The sequence below is a fragment of the Caballeronia sp. NCF2 genome (assembly GCF_023631205.1).
In the GTDB taxonomy this organism is placed as follows: domain Bacteria; phylum Pseudomonadota; class Gammaproteobacteria; order Burkholderiales; family Burkholderiaceae; genus Caballeronia; species Caballeronia zhejiangensis.
Map to the genome: position 1 here is coordinate 170,970 of NZ_JALQDN010000063.1, position 17,382 is coordinate 188,351.

17 protein-coding genes are annotated in these 17,382 nt (G+C 65.0%); 9 read left to right on the top strand and 8 right to left on the bottom strand.

Going from position 1 to position 17,382, the window contains the following annotated elements:
* The first annotated feature begins 1 nt into the window (after nucleotide 1).
* Both NCS02_RS22860 and NCS02_RS22865 read left to right on the top strand, forming a co-directional pair.
* Entirely contained in the window at nucleotides 2-712 is a 711-nt protein-coding gene (locus NCS02_RS22860; protein WP_033536512.1) for an SDR family NAD(P)-dependent oxidoreductase, read from the top strand.
* Between the two features lie 10 nt (nucleotides 713-722).
* On the top strand, nucleotides 723-1,520 hold the full coding sequence (locus NCS02_RS22865; RefSeq protein WP_250520000.1) for an IclR family transcriptional regulator: 798 nt from the start codon (nucleotides 723-725) through the stop codon (nucleotides 1,518-1,520).
* A 39-nt stretch (nucleotides 1,521-1,559) separates the two neighbouring features.
* On the opposite strand, the gene NCS02_RS22870 is transcribed toward NCS02_RS22865, so the two are convergent.
* Nucleotides 1,560-2,996 carry an AarF/UbiB family protein gene (locus NCS02_RS22870; RefSeq protein ID WP_250503402.1) on the bottom strand — a complete coding sequence of 479 codons (1,437 nt, stop codon included), beginning with the start codon at nucleotides 2,994-2,996 and terminating at the stop codon, nucleotides 1,560-1,562.
* A 151-nt stretch (nucleotides 2,997-3,147) separates the two neighbouring features.
* On the opposite strand from NCS02_RS22870, the gene NCS02_RS22875 reads away from it, so the two are divergent.
* Nucleotides 3,148-4,062 (top strand): serine hydrolase domain-containing protein, encoded by a 915-nt coding sequence (locus NCS02_RS22875; RefSeq protein WP_250503403.1) that lies wholly within the window; start codon nucleotides 3,148-3,150, stop codon nucleotides 4,060-4,062.
* A gap of 156 nt (nucleotides 4,063-4,218) precedes the next feature.
* Entirely contained in the window at nucleotides 4,219-4,629 is a 411-nt protein-coding gene (locus NCS02_RS22880) for a hypothetical protein (protein WP_250458184.1), read from the top strand.
* On the opposite strand, the gene NCS02_RS22885 is transcribed toward NCS02_RS22880, so the two are convergent.
* Nucleotides 4,605-5,072 carry a response regulator gene (locus NCS02_RS22885; protein ID WP_175982666.1) on the bottom strand — a complete coding sequence of 156 codons (468 nt, stop codon included), beginning with the start codon at nucleotides 5,070-5,072 and terminating at the stop codon, nucleotides 4,605-4,607. The two genes, NCS02_RS22880 and NCS02_RS22885, sit on opposite strands and share 25 nt — an antisense overlap.
* 219 nt (nucleotides 5,073-5,291) lie before the next feature.
* Here NCS02_RS22885 and NCS02_RS22890 point away from each other — a divergent pair, with 219 nt between their 5' ends.
* A complete protein-coding gene (locus NCS02_RS22890; protein ID WP_175982667.1) occupies nucleotides 5,292-5,531 on the top strand; it encodes a hypothetical protein in 240 nt (79 codons plus the stop codon).
* Here NCS02_RS22890 and NCS02_RS22895 read toward each other — a convergent pair.
* From NCS02_RS22895 to NCS02_RS22905, 3 genes are read right to left on the bottom strand one after another with little or no spacing between them, the layout of a single operon-like run.
* Complete coding sequence (locus NCS02_RS22895) at nucleotides 5,528-7,075, bottom strand: efflux transporter outer membrane subunit (protein ID WP_250458185.1); 1,548 nt, start codon at nucleotides 7,073-7,075, stop codon at nucleotides 5,528-5,530. The genes NCS02_RS22890 and NCS02_RS22895 overlap by 4 nt on opposite strands.
* Nucleotide 7,076: 1 nt before the next feature.
* Nucleotides 7,077-8,663, bottom strand: coding sequence for a DHA2 family efflux MFS transporter permease subunit (locus tag NCS02_RS22900; protein ID WP_008349125.1), 1,587 nt, complete (start codon nucleotides 8,661-8,663; stop codon nucleotides 7,077-7,079).
* Between the two features lie 4 nt (nucleotides 8,664-8,667).
* Complete coding sequence (locus NCS02_RS22905) at nucleotides 8,668-9,819, bottom strand: HlyD family secretion protein (protein ID WP_250503404.1); 1,152 nt, start codon at nucleotides 9,817-9,819, stop codon at nucleotides 8,668-8,670.
* 272 nt (nucleotides 9,820-10,091) lie between these two features.
* Here NCS02_RS22905 and NCS02_RS22910 point away from each other — a divergent pair, with 272 nt between their 5' ends.
* Entirely contained in the window at nucleotides 10,092-10,634 is a 543-nt protein-coding gene (locus NCS02_RS22910) for a universal stress protein (RefSeq protein ID WP_008349129.1), read from the top strand.
* Here the strand turns inward: NCS02_RS22910 and NCS02_RS22915 are convergent.
* Entirely contained in the window at nucleotides 10,613-11,359 is a 747-nt protein-coding gene (locus NCS02_RS22915) for an IclR family transcriptional regulator (protein ID WP_008349131.1), read from the bottom strand. The two genes, NCS02_RS22910 and NCS02_RS22915, sit on opposite strands and share 22 nt — an antisense overlap.
* Before the next feature lie 101 nt (nucleotides 11,360-11,460).
* Between NCS02_RS22915 and NCS02_RS22920 the strand changes: the two genes are divergently transcribed.
* Complete coding sequence (locus tag NCS02_RS22920) at nucleotides 11,461-12,633, top strand: fumarylacetoacetate hydrolase family protein (RefSeq protein WP_008349133.1); 1,173 nt, start codon at nucleotides 11,461-11,463, stop codon at nucleotides 12,631-12,633.
* Nucleotides 12,634-12,639: 6 nt separating this feature from the next.
* Here the strand turns inward: NCS02_RS22920 and NCS02_RS22925 are convergent, their stop codons facing one another.
* Both NCS02_RS22925 and msrC read right to left on the bottom strand, forming a co-directional pair.
* Complete coding sequence (locus NCS02_RS22925; RefSeq protein WP_033536490.1) at nucleotides 12,640-13,623, bottom strand: substrate-binding domain-containing protein; 984 nt, start codon at nucleotides 13,621-13,623, stop codon at nucleotides 12,640-12,642.
* 126 nt (nucleotides 13,624-13,749) lie between these two features.
* Nucleotides 13,750-14,244, bottom strand: a complete 495-nt coding sequence (gene msrC / locus NCS02_RS22930) for a free L-methionine (R)-S-oxide reductase MsrC (protein WP_250503405.1) — start codon at nucleotides 14,242-14,244, stop codon at nucleotides 13,750-13,752.
* 311 nt (nucleotides 14,245-14,555) lie between these two features.
* Here msrC and NCS02_RS22935 point away from each other — a divergent pair, with 311 nt between their 5' ends.
* Together NCS02_RS22935 and NCS02_RS22940 are read left to right on the top strand one after the other, a co-directional pair.
* Nucleotides 14,556-15,797 carry an ROK family transcriptional regulator gene (locus NCS02_RS22935; RefSeq protein ID WP_175982673.1) on the top strand — a complete coding sequence of 414 codons (1,242 nt, stop codon included), beginning with the start codon at nucleotides 14,556-14,558 and terminating at the stop codon, nucleotides 15,795-15,797.
* Nucleotides 15,787-17,331, top strand: coding sequence for a sugar ABC transporter ATP-binding protein (locus NCS02_RS22940; RefSeq protein WP_250503406.1), 1,545 nt, complete (start codon nucleotides 15,787-15,789; stop codon nucleotides 17,329-17,331). The genes NCS02_RS22935 and NCS02_RS22940 overlap by 11 nt, the downstream gene beginning before the upstream one ends.
* The last annotated feature ends 51 nt before the right edge of the window (nucleotides 17,332-17,382 follow it).

Here is a 17,382-nt window from a genome sequence, read left to right on the forward strand (position 1 = left end):
TATGACTTTTCAAGCTGATCTCTTCAAGGGCAAGACCGTCGTCGTGACCGGCGGCACGCAGGGCATCGGCGCGGGCATCGCGCAGCAATTCGCGGCGCTCGGCGCGCGCGTGATCGCCGCCGGCCTAGCGCCGACCGACGCGCCCGGCATCGAAGTCGTCGAACTCGATGTCGCCGATGCCGCCAGCGTCGCCGCGCTCTTTGCGCGTATCGATTCGCTCGACGTGCTCGTCAACTGCGCGGGCATGATCCGGCGCGGCGACGAGCACGACATCGAAACATTCGAGCGCGTGATCGCGGTGAATCTCAACGGCACGATGCGCATGTGCGCCGCCGCGCGTCCACTGCTCGCGCGCAGCAAGGGTTCGATCATCAATACGGCGTCGATGCTGACGTTCTTCGGCGGCGGACTCGTGCCCGCGTACAGCGCGAGCAAGGGCGGCGTCGCGCAACTGACGAAATCGCTGGCGATCGCCTATGCCGCCGAGGGCATCCGCGTGAATGCCGTTGCGCCCGGCTGGATTGCGACGCCGCTCACGCAAGCGCTGCAGAACGACGACGGCCGCTCGCAAGCGATCCTCGACCGCACGCCGATGAAGCGCTGGGGCTTGCCGGAAGACGTCGCGCGCGTGACGGCGTTTCTCGCGTCACCGGCGGCGTCGTTCATGACGGGCGCGATCGTACCCGTCGATGGCGGCTATCTCGTGGCATGATTCCCGCATCATGCCCTCAGACACCGCTTCCCTCGACGCCGCCAAGGCCACCGGCACCGCCGCCTTCTCGAAGTTCATGGCGGTGCTGCAACTCATTGCCGATGCCGGCGAACCGCCGACCATCGCGCGTCTCACCACGGCGAGCGGTTATCCGCGTCCGACGGTCTATCGCATCGTCGGCGCGCTAATCGCGGAAGGCCTGGTCGTCGAAAGCGTGCGCGGCGGATGTTACGCGCCCGGCCCGCGGCTGATGTCGCTCGCGAGCCGCAGTTGGGAGCGCTCCGATTTGCGCATCGCGGCCACCGACGCGTTGCAGGCGCTGCGCGACGCGACGCAGGAGACGGTGCATCTGGCAGTGCGCAGCGGCTCCGAGATGGTGTACATCGAGAAGCTCGAAAGCCCGCATGCGGTTCGCATGGCGTCGCGCATCGGCACGCGCGTGACGCTGTATTCGAGTTCCGTCGGCAAGGCGTATCTGTCGAAGCAATCGCCCGCCGAACGCGATGCATTGCTGCATGGCCTGAAGTTCGAACGCTTCACACCGAACACGATCACCGATCGCGCCGCGCTCGACGCCGAACTCGATGCAACTCACGCGCGCGGCTATTCGGAAGACCGCGAGGAAAACGAGGCGCAGATTTTCTGCTACGGCAGCGCGATCGTCGGCGCGAATGGCGTGACGCTCGGCTGCGTGAGCATCAGCATTCCGCTGTTCAGAAAGAGCGCGACGCCGCTCGAAACCTACGTCGAGCCGCTGAAGGACGCGTCGCGCGCGATCGCGGAGCGTATGTCGCCGGGTACGCGTTGACGCGCTAATGCCCGCGCCTTGGCTCGGAACCAGCGCCCCTCAGTCCCGCCGAAACGCGCCCGCCGCATCCGCCCGCTGTGCGATGAGCCGCGGCAGACGCGGCAGTGTGTGCGGCCAGTGCGTCGCTTCGTGCGCAAAGCGCGCCGCCATGCTTCTGAAGCCGATCTGATCCGCCGCGAGCCGCACGATGACCCTGCGCGCGATCTTCCATACGTCGACGTCCGGCGCGATGTCCTCCGCGATGCGCTCGATGCGTTCCGCCGAACGCGCGAGCAGCACCGCGCGCGACGCGATGCGCCCGTGCGACGCGCTGAACATATGTTCGGCGGGCGCCTTGCCGATCGCGCCGAATAGATGCGCGACACCGACCTTGCTGCGTGCGTGCGGCGAAGCAAAGCGCTCGGCTTCGCGCCGATACGTCGCTTCGACGCGCACTTCGTGATGCGTCGCATGCGTCTCGGGCCGGCCGTGCTCGAGATGTGCGCGCGCGGCCGCCTTGTGATCGCCCTCCATCAGCGCATGCGATACGCCGACGATGAAGTCGCGCTCGTGCGCCGCGAAGAACATCATCGGATTGTCGGCTTCCAGCACGATCTGGCCGCGCGTCTCGCCTTCGATGCCCACGCGCGCGCCCGCCGCGTCCAGTCCCGCGTGATACAGCCCGACGCCCAGCGCCATTTCGAAGAACGCTTCGATGAGCGTCGCGAGGACATCGGCCTGATCGAGCCCGCATGACGCGAGCGCTTGCGCATCCGACAGTGCGGCCGTTTCGATCGCGCGTGTCGTCAGCACCGAATCGTTGCAATAGTCCCAGAGCACTTCTGGCACGGCGAGACGCGCGTCGTCGCGCAGGCGAAAGCGCAAGTAGCTCTGATCGGCGGCGCGCTGGCGCAAGTCGATCATCGCATCGACGCTCTCGCGTGAACGGCGCACCCATTCCACCGGATGCATCTCGCGCGCCTTCGCCGAACGGCGTTCCGCGAAACGCGCAGCCGCGAGCGCGAGGTCGAGATCGTCAGCGAGTTCGGCATGCGCGTCGGCGCGCAATAGCGTGACGCGCACCGCCATATCGCGGATGCGAGCACGATGCGTCTGCTCCGCGATGCCCGAGCGCAACGGCACCGCGCTCAACTCGGTGAGCTCGAAGGAAAGCGCGGGCGGGAATGCGGCTCTGCAAGCGTCGCGAAAGCGCGTTGCGTCGTACGGCGTGAAGAGCCCGTCGAGTTCGGACAGCGCGACGCGCACCGCCGTTTCGGCAAGCGCCGGATGACTCGCGAGCGCGCCGGACGCGTTCTCCAGCACGCGCGAAAGTTGCGAGAGCGCGGGCACGCCGGCTGCCAGCGGCGCGGCGCGCGCGCCATGCGTGGCGAAGAAGCGCGCGACGCGCGTCATCGCTGCGCCGTCGCCGGTCAGATGGCTTTCGCGGACGAACGCCCGGCCAAGACGCCAGAGCGTCGCGAGTCGTCGGACTGACAAATTCGGGCTCGCTGAAAGTGAGTTGAAACCGCTGAAAGGCTGCGATGCCGCCGTGTGTGGCATCCGGATTGCTGACTGTGTAACACGATTCGTTCCTGCATGCACGCGGACGAAACGAAGCCCTCCTCATTTACTTCGCGATCCTTTTTAAATGACGACTTCTTCCTTACGCGAAGCGCTGACGAACGAATCCGGCGTGCGAAGCTTCATCGTCGCGCACGACGATGCGATCGCGTTCGAACATTATCGTGAGGACGTGACGCCGGAATCGCTCGAAAACATCAACTCGGTCACGAAGACCATCGTCACGCTTGCCGTCGGCGCGGCGCTTCGCGAAGGCGCGCTTCCGCCGCTCGATACCCCCGCCGCGCGCCTTGTGCCGCCCATGTGCGACACGGCGCTCGATCATCGCGTGCAGCGCATCACGCTCAGGCATCTGCTCATGATGACATCGGGATTCGAATGGGACCAGCGCACCATCGACGACTGCGTGCTCGGCAGTTGCGAGCGCTTCTCGGACGATGAAAGCCGGCTGCGCTTCATTCTCTCGCGGCCCTTCGCGAGCGAGCCGGGCACGCGCTTTCAATACGATTCGCACGCGGTCCAGTTGCTGTCGCTGGCGCTCGAATCCGCGACGGGGCGCACGCTCGCCGATTACGCGCGCGACACGCTGTTCGCGCCGCTCGGCATCGAAGCGAGCGCATGGATCAGCGACGAGGACGGTCACACGTTCGGCGGGCGCGGTCTCCTGCTGCGCGCACGCGACATGATTTCGCTCGGCGTTCTGATGATGCATCGCGGCGCATGGCGTGGCGCGCGCATCGTCGACGAAGCGTTCATCGACGATGCCATGTCGGTGCAAAGCGACGGCGGCCCGCCGATGGACGCGCAATACGGCTATCTCTGCTGGATCGATCCGCGTTATGTCTTCGCGGCGGGACACGGCGGCCAGTTCATCTTCATCGCGCAACGAGAGCGGATCGTCGCGGCCACGACGTGCGACAGCGGCGATGCACATCGCAACATGCGCGACCTGTTCGAGCGCCATGTGCTCGACATGGCGTGAAAGAAACCGCGCGACTGTATCTTTTTGTCGATGCACATTTCGGATTAATCTCAATACGGTATCTTATAAATGCGTCGCCTGGACGCATTCACATCAAGATCGAGAAAACTTCGAGCGCCGTGCACGAAGACTCATAACGATAAAAAGAGAAGCGCCATGCAATACCATTCCGAACCGCCGATGGCGAAAGCGATGTACATCCTTGGGCAGATCGGCGCGATCATCTGTCACGAACGCGGGCCGCGCCCGCAGACCGCGGTGCTGACGAAAATGGCATCGCGCCCCGCCGAGGGTTTCTCGATAGCTGTTGCGAGCATGAACGAAATGTGCCCGCCGCGGCGCGGAGAGCGCCGCGCGCTGCTGCAATGGAAGCACAAGGAGATCGGGCGCCTGCGCCGCATGCTGCCCGATCCGCTGCCGACGGCCGCATCCGCGCATACGCAGATGCCGTTCTGGGCCGGCTATTGTCAGTACTGGGAAGACATGTTGAAAGCGGACGCAGAGCGCGATGTCGAACCATTCGCGCCGAAGCTCGAACTCGTTCAGCGCAAGCGCACCGATGCATGATCGCCCTCGCCTTGACGCGCCGAGAAATAATCGCGCAGCACCGCGATCATGCCGTCGAGTTCGGTCGGCTTGACAAAGTAGCCGTTGAAGCCGGTGCGCTGCGCGCGCGACAGATCCTGCGGATCCGTGCAACTCGTATGCGCGAGCAGCAACATCGACAGATCGATGGCGCGGATCGCTTCGGCCGCTTCCCAGCCATCGCCGAGCGGCATCATCAGATCGAGCAGTACGACGCCCGGCCGCCACTTGCGCGCGAGCGACACGGCGTCGAGGCCCGTGTGCACCGCGCGCACGGTGAAGTCGGCGTCTTCGAGCGCGAGACAGATCGCGCGCGTCGCGTCCATGTCGTCATCGGCGATGAGCACGCGCGGCTCGTCGCAGCACGTCGCGCGCGGCGGAATCTGCCACAGCGCTCGCGTGGAAACACGTTCGTGTCGTTGCATCGTTCGGGCCTCGGAATGAACGGAGATGAGAGCAACGATCATTCCCTCGCGGGCCCGCAAAAGCGTGGCGTCAGGCGGCATGCGGCGCGCCGACGTTACACTTCGGGATTACCCGGTGGCTGTCGCGGCGCGTCGATGCACGCGCGCCGTGCAGGATTTGCATCGTCGTCGCATGAGCGTCGACGATGGTGCATTCATCTCCAAACGAGAGGCTAATCGATGTTCGTCGTGTATTGGCTTGGCGACAACCCTGACGCCGAAGGCGCGGCACGCTACAAGCGCTTCGATGCGAACGCGCTCGCCGATGCGCTGCGCTTCGCCGAAGACCTGCGCCGCCGTCAAGCCGCTGGCGAGAACATCGGCTTCGTCACGCTATGCAGTGAAAACCCGCATTCGGTCGGCAAGCCCGGCGTCGCCGATCCGCCCGCCGACTACGACTGGAAAAAGCGCAGACGTTAGTTTTGCGCGGTCGCGGATGCGTCGTCCTGCCATCCGCCGCCGAGCGACTTGTACACGGCGATGAGATCGGTCGTCACGTTGACGGTCGATTGCGCGAGCTGCTCGCGCGTCTGCGCAAGCTGACGTTCGGCATCGAGCACGGTCACGAAAGGCGTGAGTCCTTTGCGATAACTGTCCGTCGCGAGTTGCAGGCTGACGCGATTCGCCTCGACCGTGCGCGTGAGCGCCGCGCGCCGGTCCTGTTCGGTCCGATACGAAACCAGCGCGTTATCCACTTCCTGCAACGCGTTGAGCACCGTCTGCCGATACTGCAACGCCGCTTGCCCCGCCTGCGCCTTCGCCACGCGCACGTTCGCGCGCAACGCGCCGCCTTCGAAAATCGGCAGCGAAATGCTCGGCCCGACCGACCAGAACAGGCTCGACCAATGCGCGAGATAGCGCGCCTTCGTTGCACGCGTGCCGACCTGCCCAGTTAGTGAGATATCCGGATACATCTGCGCCACCGCGACGCCGACTTCAGCGGTCGCGGAATGCAGTTGCGCCTCCGCGCGGCGAATGTCTGGACGACGGCGCGCGAGCGTCGACGGCAAGCCGATCGGCACGACCGGCGGCACCGGCGGCAACGCGCGCGCATCGGACAGTTCCGCGTCGAGCGTGCCCGGCGCGTTGCCGGTCAGCACGGCGAGACCGTTCATCGCCTGCGCGATTTGCGCATCGAGCGTCGGCAGTTGCGCCTGCAACGATCCGACTTGCGCGCTCGCGCTCTGCACGTCCTGCTGGCTCGTCAGGCCGACGCGTGCCTGTTCGCGCGTGAGATCGAGAATCTGCTCTTCGGCGTCGATCTCGGCGAGTGTGATCTGCTTGATCGCCTGCGCGCCGCGCAATTGCGCATACGTGCGTGCGACTTCCGATTCGAGCGAAACGAGCGCGTCGTTGCGACTTTCGATTTCAGCCTGCGTCTGCGCATTCGCCGATTCCACCGAACGCCGCACGCGGCCAAAAAGATCGAGTTCCCACGATGCGTCGAAGCCGTCCTGAAACAGCGTGACCGGACCGGTCGCGGAATCGAGTCCCTGACGGATCTGTGCGCCGTTCGCGCCGAGACCGTCGAGCTTGTCGTACACGCCTTGCGATTCGAGCAGGCCTTTCAAGCCGAGTTGCTGACGCTTCACGCTCGCATTCGCGCTCAACTGCGGCAAGCCCTGCGCCGCCGCCGACACGCTCTCTTCCCGCGCCGCCGCGATGCGCAGCACCGCGCTCTGCAAATCGAGATTGCCCGCGATGGCGCGTTCGATCAGCGCATCGAGCGTCGCATCGTTGAACTGCTTCCACCAGCGCGGATCGGGATCGGCGGAAGTCTGCGCCGTCGATGGCGCGTCGGCATGGGGCACGCGCGGATCGTCCGGCGCGTTCTGCGCGCGCTGCGTGTCGCGCCAGTTATCGGGAACATCGGCTTTCGGCGGCGTGAAATCCGGGCCGACCGCGCACGCGCTCAATGCGAGCGCGAACATCGGAATGAACGGAATGATTGGACGCAGCTTCATCTCAATGCCCTCCCGCCTGGCCCGAAGCCTTCACGGGCGAAAAGAAAAACGTGAGCGGTATGAACATGAACGCGAAGATCGCGCACGCGGCGAACACGTCGAGATACGCGAGGATGGTCGCCTGCGATACGAGCGTCTTGTACATCTGCCCGGTCGCGGCGGACATCGCTTGCGACATCGTCTGGCCACTGTCCATCAGCGTGCGCGCGATGCGTTGCACCGACTCGTTGTACGGCTGATTGAGCGGCGTCAGATGCTCGACCATATGCGCCATGTTCGCCTGCGTGCGCTCGCGGATCATCGCGGTCGCGAGCGAGATGCCGATCGATCCCGCGACGTTGCGAAACATCGTGAAGAGCGCGGAGGCATCGTTGTTGAGCGACTTCGGCAGTGACAGATACGCCAGCGTCGTGACCGGCACGAACAGAAAGCCGATGCCGATGGATTGCGCGCTGCGCATCTTCGTCAGCGTCACGTAATCGACGTTCGGCACGAGATGATGCGAATACAAGAGCGCGCATCCCATCAGAAAGAAGCCGAACGCGACGAGAAAGCGCGTCTGAATCACGTTCATCAGCTTGCTGACGACGGGAATCAGGAACACGATGCAGATCGCGCCCGGCGAGAGCACGAGGCCCGCGAGCGTCGCCGTGTAGCCGAGCTGCTGTTGCGCGAGCTGCGGTATCAGCACGGCGCTGCCGTACAGCACCGATGCGAATCCGACGATAGCCGCCGAACCGAGCGCGAAGTTGCGATCTTTCATCACGCGAAGATCGACGACGGGCCGCTTCGCGTACAGCAGCCAGAATGTCGCGCCGACGATGCCTACCGCCGCGAGCACCGCGAACGTCACGATGAAGTTCGACGCGAACCAGTCGTCGTCCTCGCCGCGATCGAGAAATACTTGCAGACAGCCGAGCCCGAGCGCGATGAGGCTGATGCCGACCACATCGATGCCGATCTTCTTCGGGTCTTGCCGTTTTTCCCACGGCGGATCTTCGACGAACTGCATCACCGCGATGGTCGTCAGCACGCCCACCGGCACGTTGATGAGAAAGACCCAGCGCCAGGTGAAGTTATCGGTGATCCAGCCGCCGAGCGTCGGTCCGAGCACCGGCGCGACGACGATCGCGACCGCCGAGATCGAGAACGCGCGGCCGCGCTGCTCGGGCGGAAAGGTATCGAGAATGATCGATTGCTGGCTCGGTTGCAGGCCGCCGCCGAAGAAGCCCTGCAGAATCCGGAAGACGATCAGTTCACCGAGATTCGACGCGATGCCGCACATGAACGAGCAGACCGTGAACGCCCCGATGCAGATGAGAAAGTAGCGCTTGCGCCCGAGTATCTTCGAGAAGTACGCCGAAAGCGGCAGCACGATGCCGTTCGCGACGAGATAGGACGTGAGTGTCCACGTCGCTTCGTCGTAGCTCGCGGACATCGTGCCGGAAATGTGCGGCAGCGCGACGTTCACGATGGTCGTGTCGAGCACTTCCATGAACGCCGCAAGCGTGACGACCACGGCGATGAGCCACGGATTCGCGCTCGGCTTCCAGCCGCTGTGGTCGTGTTCCGCGGTGCTGTCGCTCATGATGTCAATGGCGCAGCATGACGGTCGGCACGACCGAAAGCCCGAGCGGCAGCGATGTGCCCGGCTTCAATCCATCGTCGATGACGATCTTCACCGGCACGCGCTGCACGATCTTCACGAAGTTGCCCGTCGCGTTTTCGGCGGGGAACGCGGAGAAGCGCGAGCCGCTGCCGAGCTGCACGCTGTCGACGTGGCCGTGCAGCTTCATGTCGGGATACGCATCGACGTCGATATCGACCTTGTCGCCCGGCTGCATCCGATCCAGTTGCGACTCCTTGAAGTTCGCGCTGATCCAGACGCGCGTCGTGACGAGCGAAAGTATCGACGTGCCCGCCTGCAGGAACGTGCCGTATTGCACGTTGCGCTTCGTGATCCAGCCATCGGCGGGCGCGCGCAGTTCGGTGTACGAGAGATTCAGTTGCGCCGATTCGACTTGCGCCTGCGCCTGCCGCACTTGCTGACGCCGCTCCTCGACGGTCGCCACGACTTGCGCGATCTGCTGCGGCACGAGGCTCGCGGTGCGGACCTGCGCACGCGCCTGCGCGACGTTCGCCTGCGCGCTCTTTTGCTGGGCGTCCGCGGTGTCGATGTTTTGTTGCGACGTCGCGCGGATATCGACGGAATGCTGCCGCTCGTACGCCGCGCTCGCCTGCGCGAGATTGGCGCGCGCGTTGAGCTCCTGCGCCTGGGCCTCTGCGAGCTGCGCTGGATACTGCACGCGCGCCACTTCGAGCTGCGTTTGCGCCGCGTGCAGTTGCGCCTGCGCGAGACCGAGCTGCGCGTTGGCCTGATCGAGTTGCGCCTGATAATCGCGCGGATCGATCCTGATGAGCAGATCGCCTTTGTGCACGAAGCGGTTGTCGTCGATGTGCATCGTCACGACATAGCCCGATACCTTCGGCGCGATCGTGACGGCATCGCCGTCGGTGTAGGCGTCGTCGGTGCTGACCTGATTGCGCGTCAGGAACCACCAGACGAACGCGCCGATCGCCAGCACCACGACGACGACGCCCAGAATGATCAGCGGCTTTTTGCCGGGCTTCTTGCGCGCTTTGTCTTCCGCTTTGTCTTCCGCTTTGTCGCCGTCGTCTTTCGCGTCCTTGCGAACATTCTCGCGCGCTTCGTCTTGAGTATCGGAGTCGTCTCGGTCTGACATCGCCGCTCGCTATCGGGTAATCGGATGAGTCCCGGACGAACGCCGGGCGAAGTTGCGCGAATGCCGGAGCGCTCGGACGCTCGATCAAGGCATTCGGAAGGCACACGATCAGCAAACGGTATTCCCTTACGGTTTCGATACGCGCAGGCGCAGCGGCGCGGGCGCAATGGCCAGCGATCCAGTCGCTTTGTAAAAGATGCAATTGCGCGCTCATTTCCCGCTAACTTTGCGAGCCGATCATCCGCTCTGAACCAAACAGACGGAGACTCATCATGTACAAGCACATTCTCGTCGCGGTCGGCACGAGCCTCAGCGAAAGCGCCCTGACCACCGCCATCACGCGCGCCCGCGACTGCAACGCGCGGCTGACCGCGCTGCACATCGTCGATCAGGCGCCGTGGTGGGCCATCGTCACCGCCGACAGCAATCCGGGCGAAACGCTCGATGTCATCGAGGATCACGCGCGTGCCGTCACGCGCTATGCGGCGCGATTGATCGATAGCGCGGGCATCGACGGCATTGCGCGCAGCGTCACGCAGCCGCTCGACGGCACGAGCGTCGGCGAACTGATCGCGCGCGAGGCGAAGGCGGCGGGCGCGGATCTGATCGTGCTCGGCGGCGAGGCAGAAGCCGGCTGGCGGCACGGCGAAGCGCGTCTGCGCGATGTGGTGTGCTCGCACGCAACATGCGACGTGCTGATCGCGGCGCACGCGAGCGCACCGCTTTCCGCAGGAACCGATCACGCGCGCGTCGCCGCTTCGTCGGCCTGCGCTGGCACGCGCGTATCACATCGTCAGAGCGCGCCGCGCAAGTGAGCTGCAAGCTGCACGATACCGATCGAAATCTGCTTCTCACGTTTCGGATCGAGCCGGCCGACCGGCACGCTCGTCGATACCGCGACGCGCTTGCCCGCCGGCGTCATCCCGACGTAAGCCGCGAAACACGCGAGGCCTTCCGCGACTTCCTCGCGCTCGACCGCGAGACCGCTCGCGCGAATCGACGCGAGTTCGCGCAGTAGCGCCGCGCGCCGCGTGATGGTGCGCGGCGTCACCGCTTCGAGACGGTCGGGCAGGCGCTCGATCACGGCTTCATCGGTCATTCCGGAAAGCAGCGCCTTGCCGAGCGCGCAGCAATGCGCGGGCAGACGCGAGCCGAGATCCGACACGAGCCGCACCGGACGATGCGCGTCCTCGCGCGCGATGTAGACAACCTGCACGCCGTCGAGCACGGCGAGCTGCACGACCTCGTTGTGCTTGTTGATGAACGCGCCGGCGCCTTCGCGAAACGCGGCTTGCAGCTTGTCGTGCCGCACATAGGCGTTGCCGAGCTCGAAGAGACCGACGCCGATCATGTAGCCGTCGTCGCGCTTTTCGATCCATTGCATGCGCGCGAGCGTTTCCAGCATCAGATAAAGCGTGCTGCGCGAGAGGCCGGTTTGTTCCGCGAGCGCGGCCGCACGCACCGGTTTCGCGGCGGCGGCGAGCGCTTCGAGAATGTCGCTGGCGCGGCGCAGCGCGGGAACGTCGTAAGTTTTTTCCATGACCGCATTATTCCAACGGGTTGGACATTTAATCAACCCAATGGACACTCTTCGACACGCGGGCTACGATCGGCATTCCTTTCCCGCCTGTCATCGCATTCATGCAAACCGTCAACGTCTCCTCCTGTCTGCCCGAAGATTTCGCCGACGCCGTGCTGATCGGCCGTGTCTGGCGCCCTGCGCCCGTGAACGGTCCCGCCGTCGTCGCGGTGCGCAAGGGCGAAGTGTTCGACATCACGCGCGCCGCGCCGACCACCGCCGACCTCTTCGATCACGCCGATGCGCTCGACATCGCCCGCAACGCCGAAGGCGAGCATCTCGGCAACGTTCAGGATCTGCTGCAAGCGACGCTCGATGCATCGGCCGGCGGCCTGCGCCTGCTCGCACCCTGCGACGTGCAGGCGGTGAAGGCGTGCGGCGTCACGTTCGCGGTGAGTTTGCTGGAGCGCGTCATCGAAGAGCAGGCGGGCGGCGACGCAAGCCGCGCGCAGGAAGTGCGCGACACGATCAACAAGCTGATCGGCGCGGATCTGTCGAAGATCGAGCCCGGCTCGGACGCCGCGATGAAGCTGAAGGCCGAACTGGAGCGTCGCGGCGCGTGGTCGCAATACATGGAAGTGGGCATCGGGCCGGACGCGGAAGTGTTTTCGAAGTCGCAGCCGATGTCGTCGGTCGGGTTCGGCGCGGATGTCGGCCTGTATCCGACGTCGAAATGGAACAACCCGGAGCCGGAGATCGTGCTGGCGGTGAATGCGCGTGGCGAGATCGTCGGCGCGACGCTCGGCAACGACGTGAATCTGCGCGATATCGAAGGCCGCAGCGCGCTGTTGCTGGGCAAGGCGAAGGACAACAACGCGTCGTGCGCGATCGGCCCGTTCGTGCGTCTTTTCGACGAGCGCTTCACGCTGGATTCGGTGCGCGCGACGAGCGTGTCGCTGCGCATCGAAGGCGCGGACGATGGCTTCGTGCTCGAAGGCGTGAGCCACATGAGCGAAATCAGCCGCGATCCGGCGGATCTCGTCACGCAGACGCACGGCGCGCATCATCAGTATCCGGATGGATTCATGCTGTTCCTCGGCACGATGTTCTCGCCGATCAAGGACCGCGACACCGAAGGCGGCGGCTTCACGCATCATCTCGGCGATGTCGTGACGATCTCGACGCCCAGTCTCGGCGCGCTCGTCAATACGGTGAAGCTGTCGACGGAAATCGAGCCGTGGACGTTCGGGGTGCGGGCGCTGTATCGGAGTCTTGCGGCGCGGGGGCTGGTTTAACGCGCTCTAAGAAGCCCCGAACCGAAACCCCTTCGCTGCCCCTCTCGTCACCAGTTGCACCGGCGTTTCCATATACGGCGACAAGTCTCTCTGCCGCCGCTTCTCCACGAGCGCCTTCACCGCGACATCCAGACCGAACACCGCCTGCCGCGCGCCGAATTGCTCGACGGTCGCAAGCAGGCGGCCGTCGTCGAGCATCGGCTGCACGGTTTCGATGTTGTTGTAGCCCGTTACCAGCACGCGGCCCCTTTTTCCGGCGATGCGGATCGCGTCGATCGCGCCCATCGCGATGTTGTCGTTCGCGCAGAGCAAGCCGCGCAAGTCCGGATGCGCATAGAGCATCTCCAGCGCACTCGCCTTGCCGCTCACGAGGGTCCAGTCGCCGCTGTCCACGGCGGCGATACGCATGCCCGCCGCGTTCATCGCGTCCGTGAAGCCGACCGTGCGCTGCTGCGCGTTGCGATCGTTCGCCGGCCCGCCGATGATCCCGACTTCATCGCCCGCCTTCAGCTTCGAGCCGAGATACCCACCGACGAGCCTCGCCCCGCGCCGGCTGTCCGGTCCGACGAACGGAATCGTGACGCGCGCCGCGTCCTGCGCGGCTTCGTCGAAAGGATTGTCGATGGCGATCACGATGATGCCCGCCGCGATCGCCTTCGCCGCCACCGGCAGCAGCGCCTTCGAATCCGCCGGCGCGATGACGATCGCGTTGACCTTCGCTTCGATGAGCGACTCGACGATGTGAATCTGCCCGGCGACGTCGTTGTCAGTGAGCGTGCCGTTCGTCGTGAGATCGAGCTGCGATGCGTAATGGCGCTGATAGTTGCGCGCGCCTTCGATCATCGACACGACGAACGGATCGCCGAGCGACTTCATCACGAGCGCGACGGTCGCCTTGTCCGATGCCGCGCGCACGTCGCGCACGCGCGCGAACGCACACGCGCTCATGGCGCATGCGGCAAGCAGGCGGCGGCGGACGAGGCTCGTCATGAAATTTTGAGACGGATGAAAACGTCCCATTGTAGACGCACGCGACCAGTCGTCCGATGAGGACAAATTCTCAGCGCGAGGCCGCTTCCACGAGCGCGGCCGCGCCGTTATCCGCTGCTTCGACGTTCATTTTTTCCACGCGAGCGCGATGAACTCGGCGCACAGCGCTTCCATGCCGAGCGCGTCTTCATCGTCGAAGCGGTTCGGCACGGGGCTATCGACGTCCCACACGCCGATCAGCGCGCCGTCGCTTCCGACGAGCGGCACGACGATCTCCGAGCGCGACGCCGAATCGCAGGCGATGTGGCCCGGAAACGCGTGCACGTCCGGCACGACCTGCGTGCGCCGTTCGCGCGCCGCCGTGCCGCAGACGCCGCGTCCAAGCGCGATCCGCACGCACGCCGGCTTGCCCTGAAACGGCCCGACGACGAGTTCGGTGCCATCGAACAGATAGAAGCCGGCCCAGTTCAGATCCGGCAGCGTGTGATAGATGAGGGACGAAAAATTCGCCGCGTTGGCGATGAAGTCGGCTTCATCGGCGAGGAGCGCGCGGGCTCGCTGCAGCAGATCGTCGTATTGCGCGGCCTTGGTCGCGTGCGTGGCTTCGGAAATCGAGAACATGAAACGGCGGCCAATGTGTCGAAAAGTGTCGCCGACGATAGCACATCGATCCGCACGACGCTGCGCGCGCCGCGCGTCGAAAGCTGGCTGCAAAGCCGTGTCGCAAAGCTTGGAACTGACGATTGCATCGCCTAGTGTGAAAGCGCACCGGGTCCGCGGTTTGCAATGGTCGCGCAGCGCGTTTCGCATTCCGCTGAACAAAATGCTTCGGGATTTCCCTGCTTTACTTCGCCGCGCCGTCGGTCTTAAATAAATCAACTTGATTTAATTAATGGCCACGACTCGATGGCCGGCTACTTCGGAGACAGCGCGTGAAATCCCCAAGCGGCAGAGGCAGCAATTCCGCGAGCGTGCGCCGGTACAACGAACGTCTGCTGTTGCAGGCGCTGCGGCGCACCGAGCCGGCATCGAAGGCCGATCTCGCGCGTCACGCGAATCTCACGAGCACGGCAGTCGGCAGCATCGTCGAATCGTTAGAAAATGCGGGCCTGATCGAATACACCGGTCGTCGTCTCGAAGGCCAGCGCGGTCAGCCCGCGTCGCTGATCCGGCTCGATCCGCGCGGCGCGTTCGGTATCGGCGTGCGGCTGGATCGCACGGGCATCGAAACGGTGCTCGTGAATTTCGCCGGCGACGTGCTCGCCCGCAGCGCGCTGGACGCCATCCTGCCGCATCCATCCGAAGTGCTCAAAATCGTGCAACGCGACGTCAAAAGCATGCTTCGCCTGCTTTCCGAGCCGGAGCGCGAGCGGCTGACGGGCATCGGCATCGCACAGCCCTTCAATCTCGGCAGCTGGCTGCGCGAACTCGGCCTGCCCGCCGAACGCTTCCGCGCGTGGGACGAAACCGATTTCGCCGATGAACTGGCGCGCACGCTCTCGCTGCCGGTTTTCAGCGAAAACGACGGCAACGCCGCCGCGACGGCCGAGCTTTTCTACGGCCACGGCCGCAGTTGCGACGACTTCGTCTATCTCTTTCTCGGCTCCGCGATTGGCGGCGGCATCGCGATCAACGGCGACTGCCTGCGCGGCGCGTCGGGCAATGCGGGCGACATCGGCGTGATTCCGGTGCCGCCGAGCCGCCTGCCGTCCGCGCCGCAACCGGCCGGCCAGTGGGACATCCTGCTGTCGCGCGCATCGCTGAACGCGCTCGTGCGGCATCTCAACTACTGTGGCGCCGCGGCGGATAACCGCGTCGATCTGCAGGCTTGCATCGAGCGCAGTCTTCCCGCCGTCGACGAATGGATCGACGACTGCATCGAAGCGCTCGCGCCCGCCCTGCGCGCGACGCTCTGCGTGCTCGACGTGCCGATGGTCGTGATCGATTCCGACATCGACGGCGGCCTCCTCGACAAGCTCGTCGCACGTCTGTCGACGACGCTCGCCGCCAACGCGCCCGAAGCGCGCGGCACCCCGACGCTCGTGCGCGGCTCCTTCGGCCCGGATGCGGGCGCGATCGGCGCGGCCACGTTGCCGATGTTCTTCAACTTCTCACCGCGCGCGGCGATCCGCCACGCGGGCATCAAACCGCAGGAGATGAACCATGCCGCATGATGCTTCCAGCCGACCGCCGCTGCTCGAAATGCGCGGCATCAGCAAAACCTTTCCCGGCGTGCGCGCGTTGAACGACGTGCGTCTGTCGGTCTATCCCGGCGAAGTGCATTCGCTGATGGGCGAAAACGGCGCGGGCAAATCCACGCTGATGAAAATCCTCTCGGGCGCGTATCAGGCCGATGCGGGCGGAGAAATCCTGATCGACGGCAAGACCGTCACCATCGACGGGCCGCTCGCCGCGCGCGCGCTCGGCGTCGCGGTGATCTATCAGGAACTGAGCCTCGCGCCGAATCTTTCCGTCGCGGAGAACATTTACGCGGGGCGCGAATTGCGGCGCGGCAGGCTCGTCGATCGCGCGGGCATGGAGCGCGGCTGCACCGACGTGCTCAAGCGTCTCGGTGCGAACTTCAAGCCGCATACGCTCGTGGGCGACCTGTCGATCGCGGAGCGGCAACTCGTCGAAATCGCGCGCGCCGTGCATGCTCACGCGCGCATCCTCGTGATGGACGAGCCGACCACGCCGCTCTCCTCGCGCGAAACCGATCGCCTGTTCGAGCTCGTGCGGCAACTGCGCGAGGAAGGCATCGCGATCATCTACATCAGTCATCGGATGGCGGAGATTTATGAACTGAGCGACCGCGTTTCGGTGCTGCGCGACGGCGCGTACGTCGGCACGCTGATGCGCGACGAACTCTCCGCCGACAGCCTCGTCAAGATGATGGTCGGCCGCGACATCTCCGGCTTCTACAAGAAGCAGCACGCGCCTTACGATCCGGGCAACGTCGTGCTGTCCGTGCGCGATATGGCGGACGGCAATCGCGTGAAAGGATGCAGCCTCGATCTGCACAAGGGCGAAGTGCTGGGCATCGCGGGACTCGTCGGCGCGGGACGCACGGAGTTCGCGCGTCTGATCTTCGGCGCGGAACCGGCGATACGCGGCGAAGTGTCGATGCACGGGAAGCCGCTCAAGCTGCGCACGCCGCGCGACGCGATCGATGCCGGTCTCGTCTATCTGACGGAAGACCGCAAGGGCCAGGGCCTCTTCCTCGACATGAGCGTGCGCGACAACATCAATATCACCGTCGCCGGACGCGATGCGAACGCCGGCGTGATGGACCTGCCGCGCGGCAACGCGCGCGCGAAGGACGCGATCGCCGCGCTGACCATCCGCGTGCCGAACATGCGCGTGAACGTGGGCGCGCTGTCAGGCGGCAATCAGCAGAAGGTGCTGCTGTCGCGCCTGCTCGAAACCAAGCCCGAAGTGCTGATTCTCGACGAGCCGACACGTGGCGTCGATATCGGCGCGAAGTCGGAGATTTATCGAATCATCAACGATCTCGCGCGGTCGGGCGTCGGCGTGATCGTCATCTCGAGCGAGCTGCCGGAAGTGATCGGCGTGGCGGACCGCGTGCTCGTGATGCGCGAAGGCGAAATCGCGGGCGAACTCGGCGGCCATTCGGGCAAGCCGATTTCGCAGGAAGGGATCATCGAACTGGCGACGGGCTCGAAGGTCGCGCTCGATCAGGCGGCTTAAAGGATATCTGGAGAGAGACATGGCTAACACGACGAAACACCACGACAGCGC

Excerpts from the sequence above, each read along its gene's own strand:
- NCS02_RS22860 (WP_033536512.1), top strand. The coding sequence starts at position 2 with ATGACTTTTCAAGCTGATCTCTTCAAGGGCAAGACCGTCGTCGTGACC.
- NCS02_RS22865 (WP_250520000.1), top strand. The coding sequence starts at position 723 with ATGCCCTCAGACACCGCTTCCCTCGACGCCGCCAAGGCCACCGGCACC.
- NCS02_RS22875 (WP_250503403.1), top strand. The coding sequence starts at position 3,148 with ATGACGACTTCTTCCTTACGCGAAGCGCTGACGAACGAATCCGGCGTG.
- NCS02_RS22880 (WP_250458184.1), top strand. The coding sequence starts at position 4,219 with ATGCAATACCATTCCGAACCGCCGATGGCGAAAGCGATGTACATCCTT.
- NCS02_RS22885 (WP_175982666.1), bottom strand. The coding sequence starts at position 5,072 with ATGCAACGACACGAACGTGTTTCCACGCGAGCGCTGTGGCAGATTCCG.
- NCS02_RS22890 (WP_175982667.1), top strand. The coding sequence starts at position 5,292 with ATGTTCGTCGTGTATTGGCTTGGCGACAACCCTGACGCCGAAGGCGCG.
- NCS02_RS22895 (WP_250458185.1), bottom strand. The coding sequence starts at position 7,075 with ATGAAGCTGCGTCCAATCATTCCGTTCATTCCGATGTTCGCGCTCGCA.
- NCS02_RS22900 (WP_008349125.1), bottom strand. The coding sequence starts at position 8,663 with ATGAGCGACAGCACCGCGGAACACGACCACAGCGGCTGGAAGCCGAGC.
- NCS02_RS22905 (WP_250503404.1), bottom strand. The coding sequence starts at position 9,819 with ATGTCAGACCGAGACGACTCCGATACTCAAGACGAAGCGCGCGAGAAT.
- NCS02_RS22910 (WP_008349129.1), top strand. The coding sequence starts at position 10,092 with ATGTACAAGCACATTCTCGTCGCGGTCGGCACGAGCCTCAGCGAAAGC.
- NCS02_RS22915 (WP_008349131.1), bottom strand. The coding sequence starts at position 11,359 with ATGGAAAAAACTTACGACGTTCCCGCGCTGCGCCGCGCCAGCGACATT.
- NCS02_RS22920 (WP_008349133.1), top strand. The coding sequence starts at position 11,461 with ATGCAAACCGTCAACGTCTCCTCCTGTCTGCCCGAAGATTTCGCCGAC.
- NCS02_RS22925 (WP_033536490.1), bottom strand. The coding sequence starts at position 13,623 with ATGACGAGCCTCGTCCGCCGCCGCCTGCTTGCCGCATGCGCCATGAGC.
- msrC (WP_250503405.1), bottom strand. The coding sequence starts at position 14,244 with ATGTTCTCGATTTCCGAAGCCACGCACGCGACCAAGGCCGCGCAATAC.
- NCS02_RS22940 (WP_250503406.1), top strand. The coding sequence starts at position 15,787 with ATGCCGCATGATGCTTCCAGCCGACCGCCGCTGCTCGAAATGCGCGGC.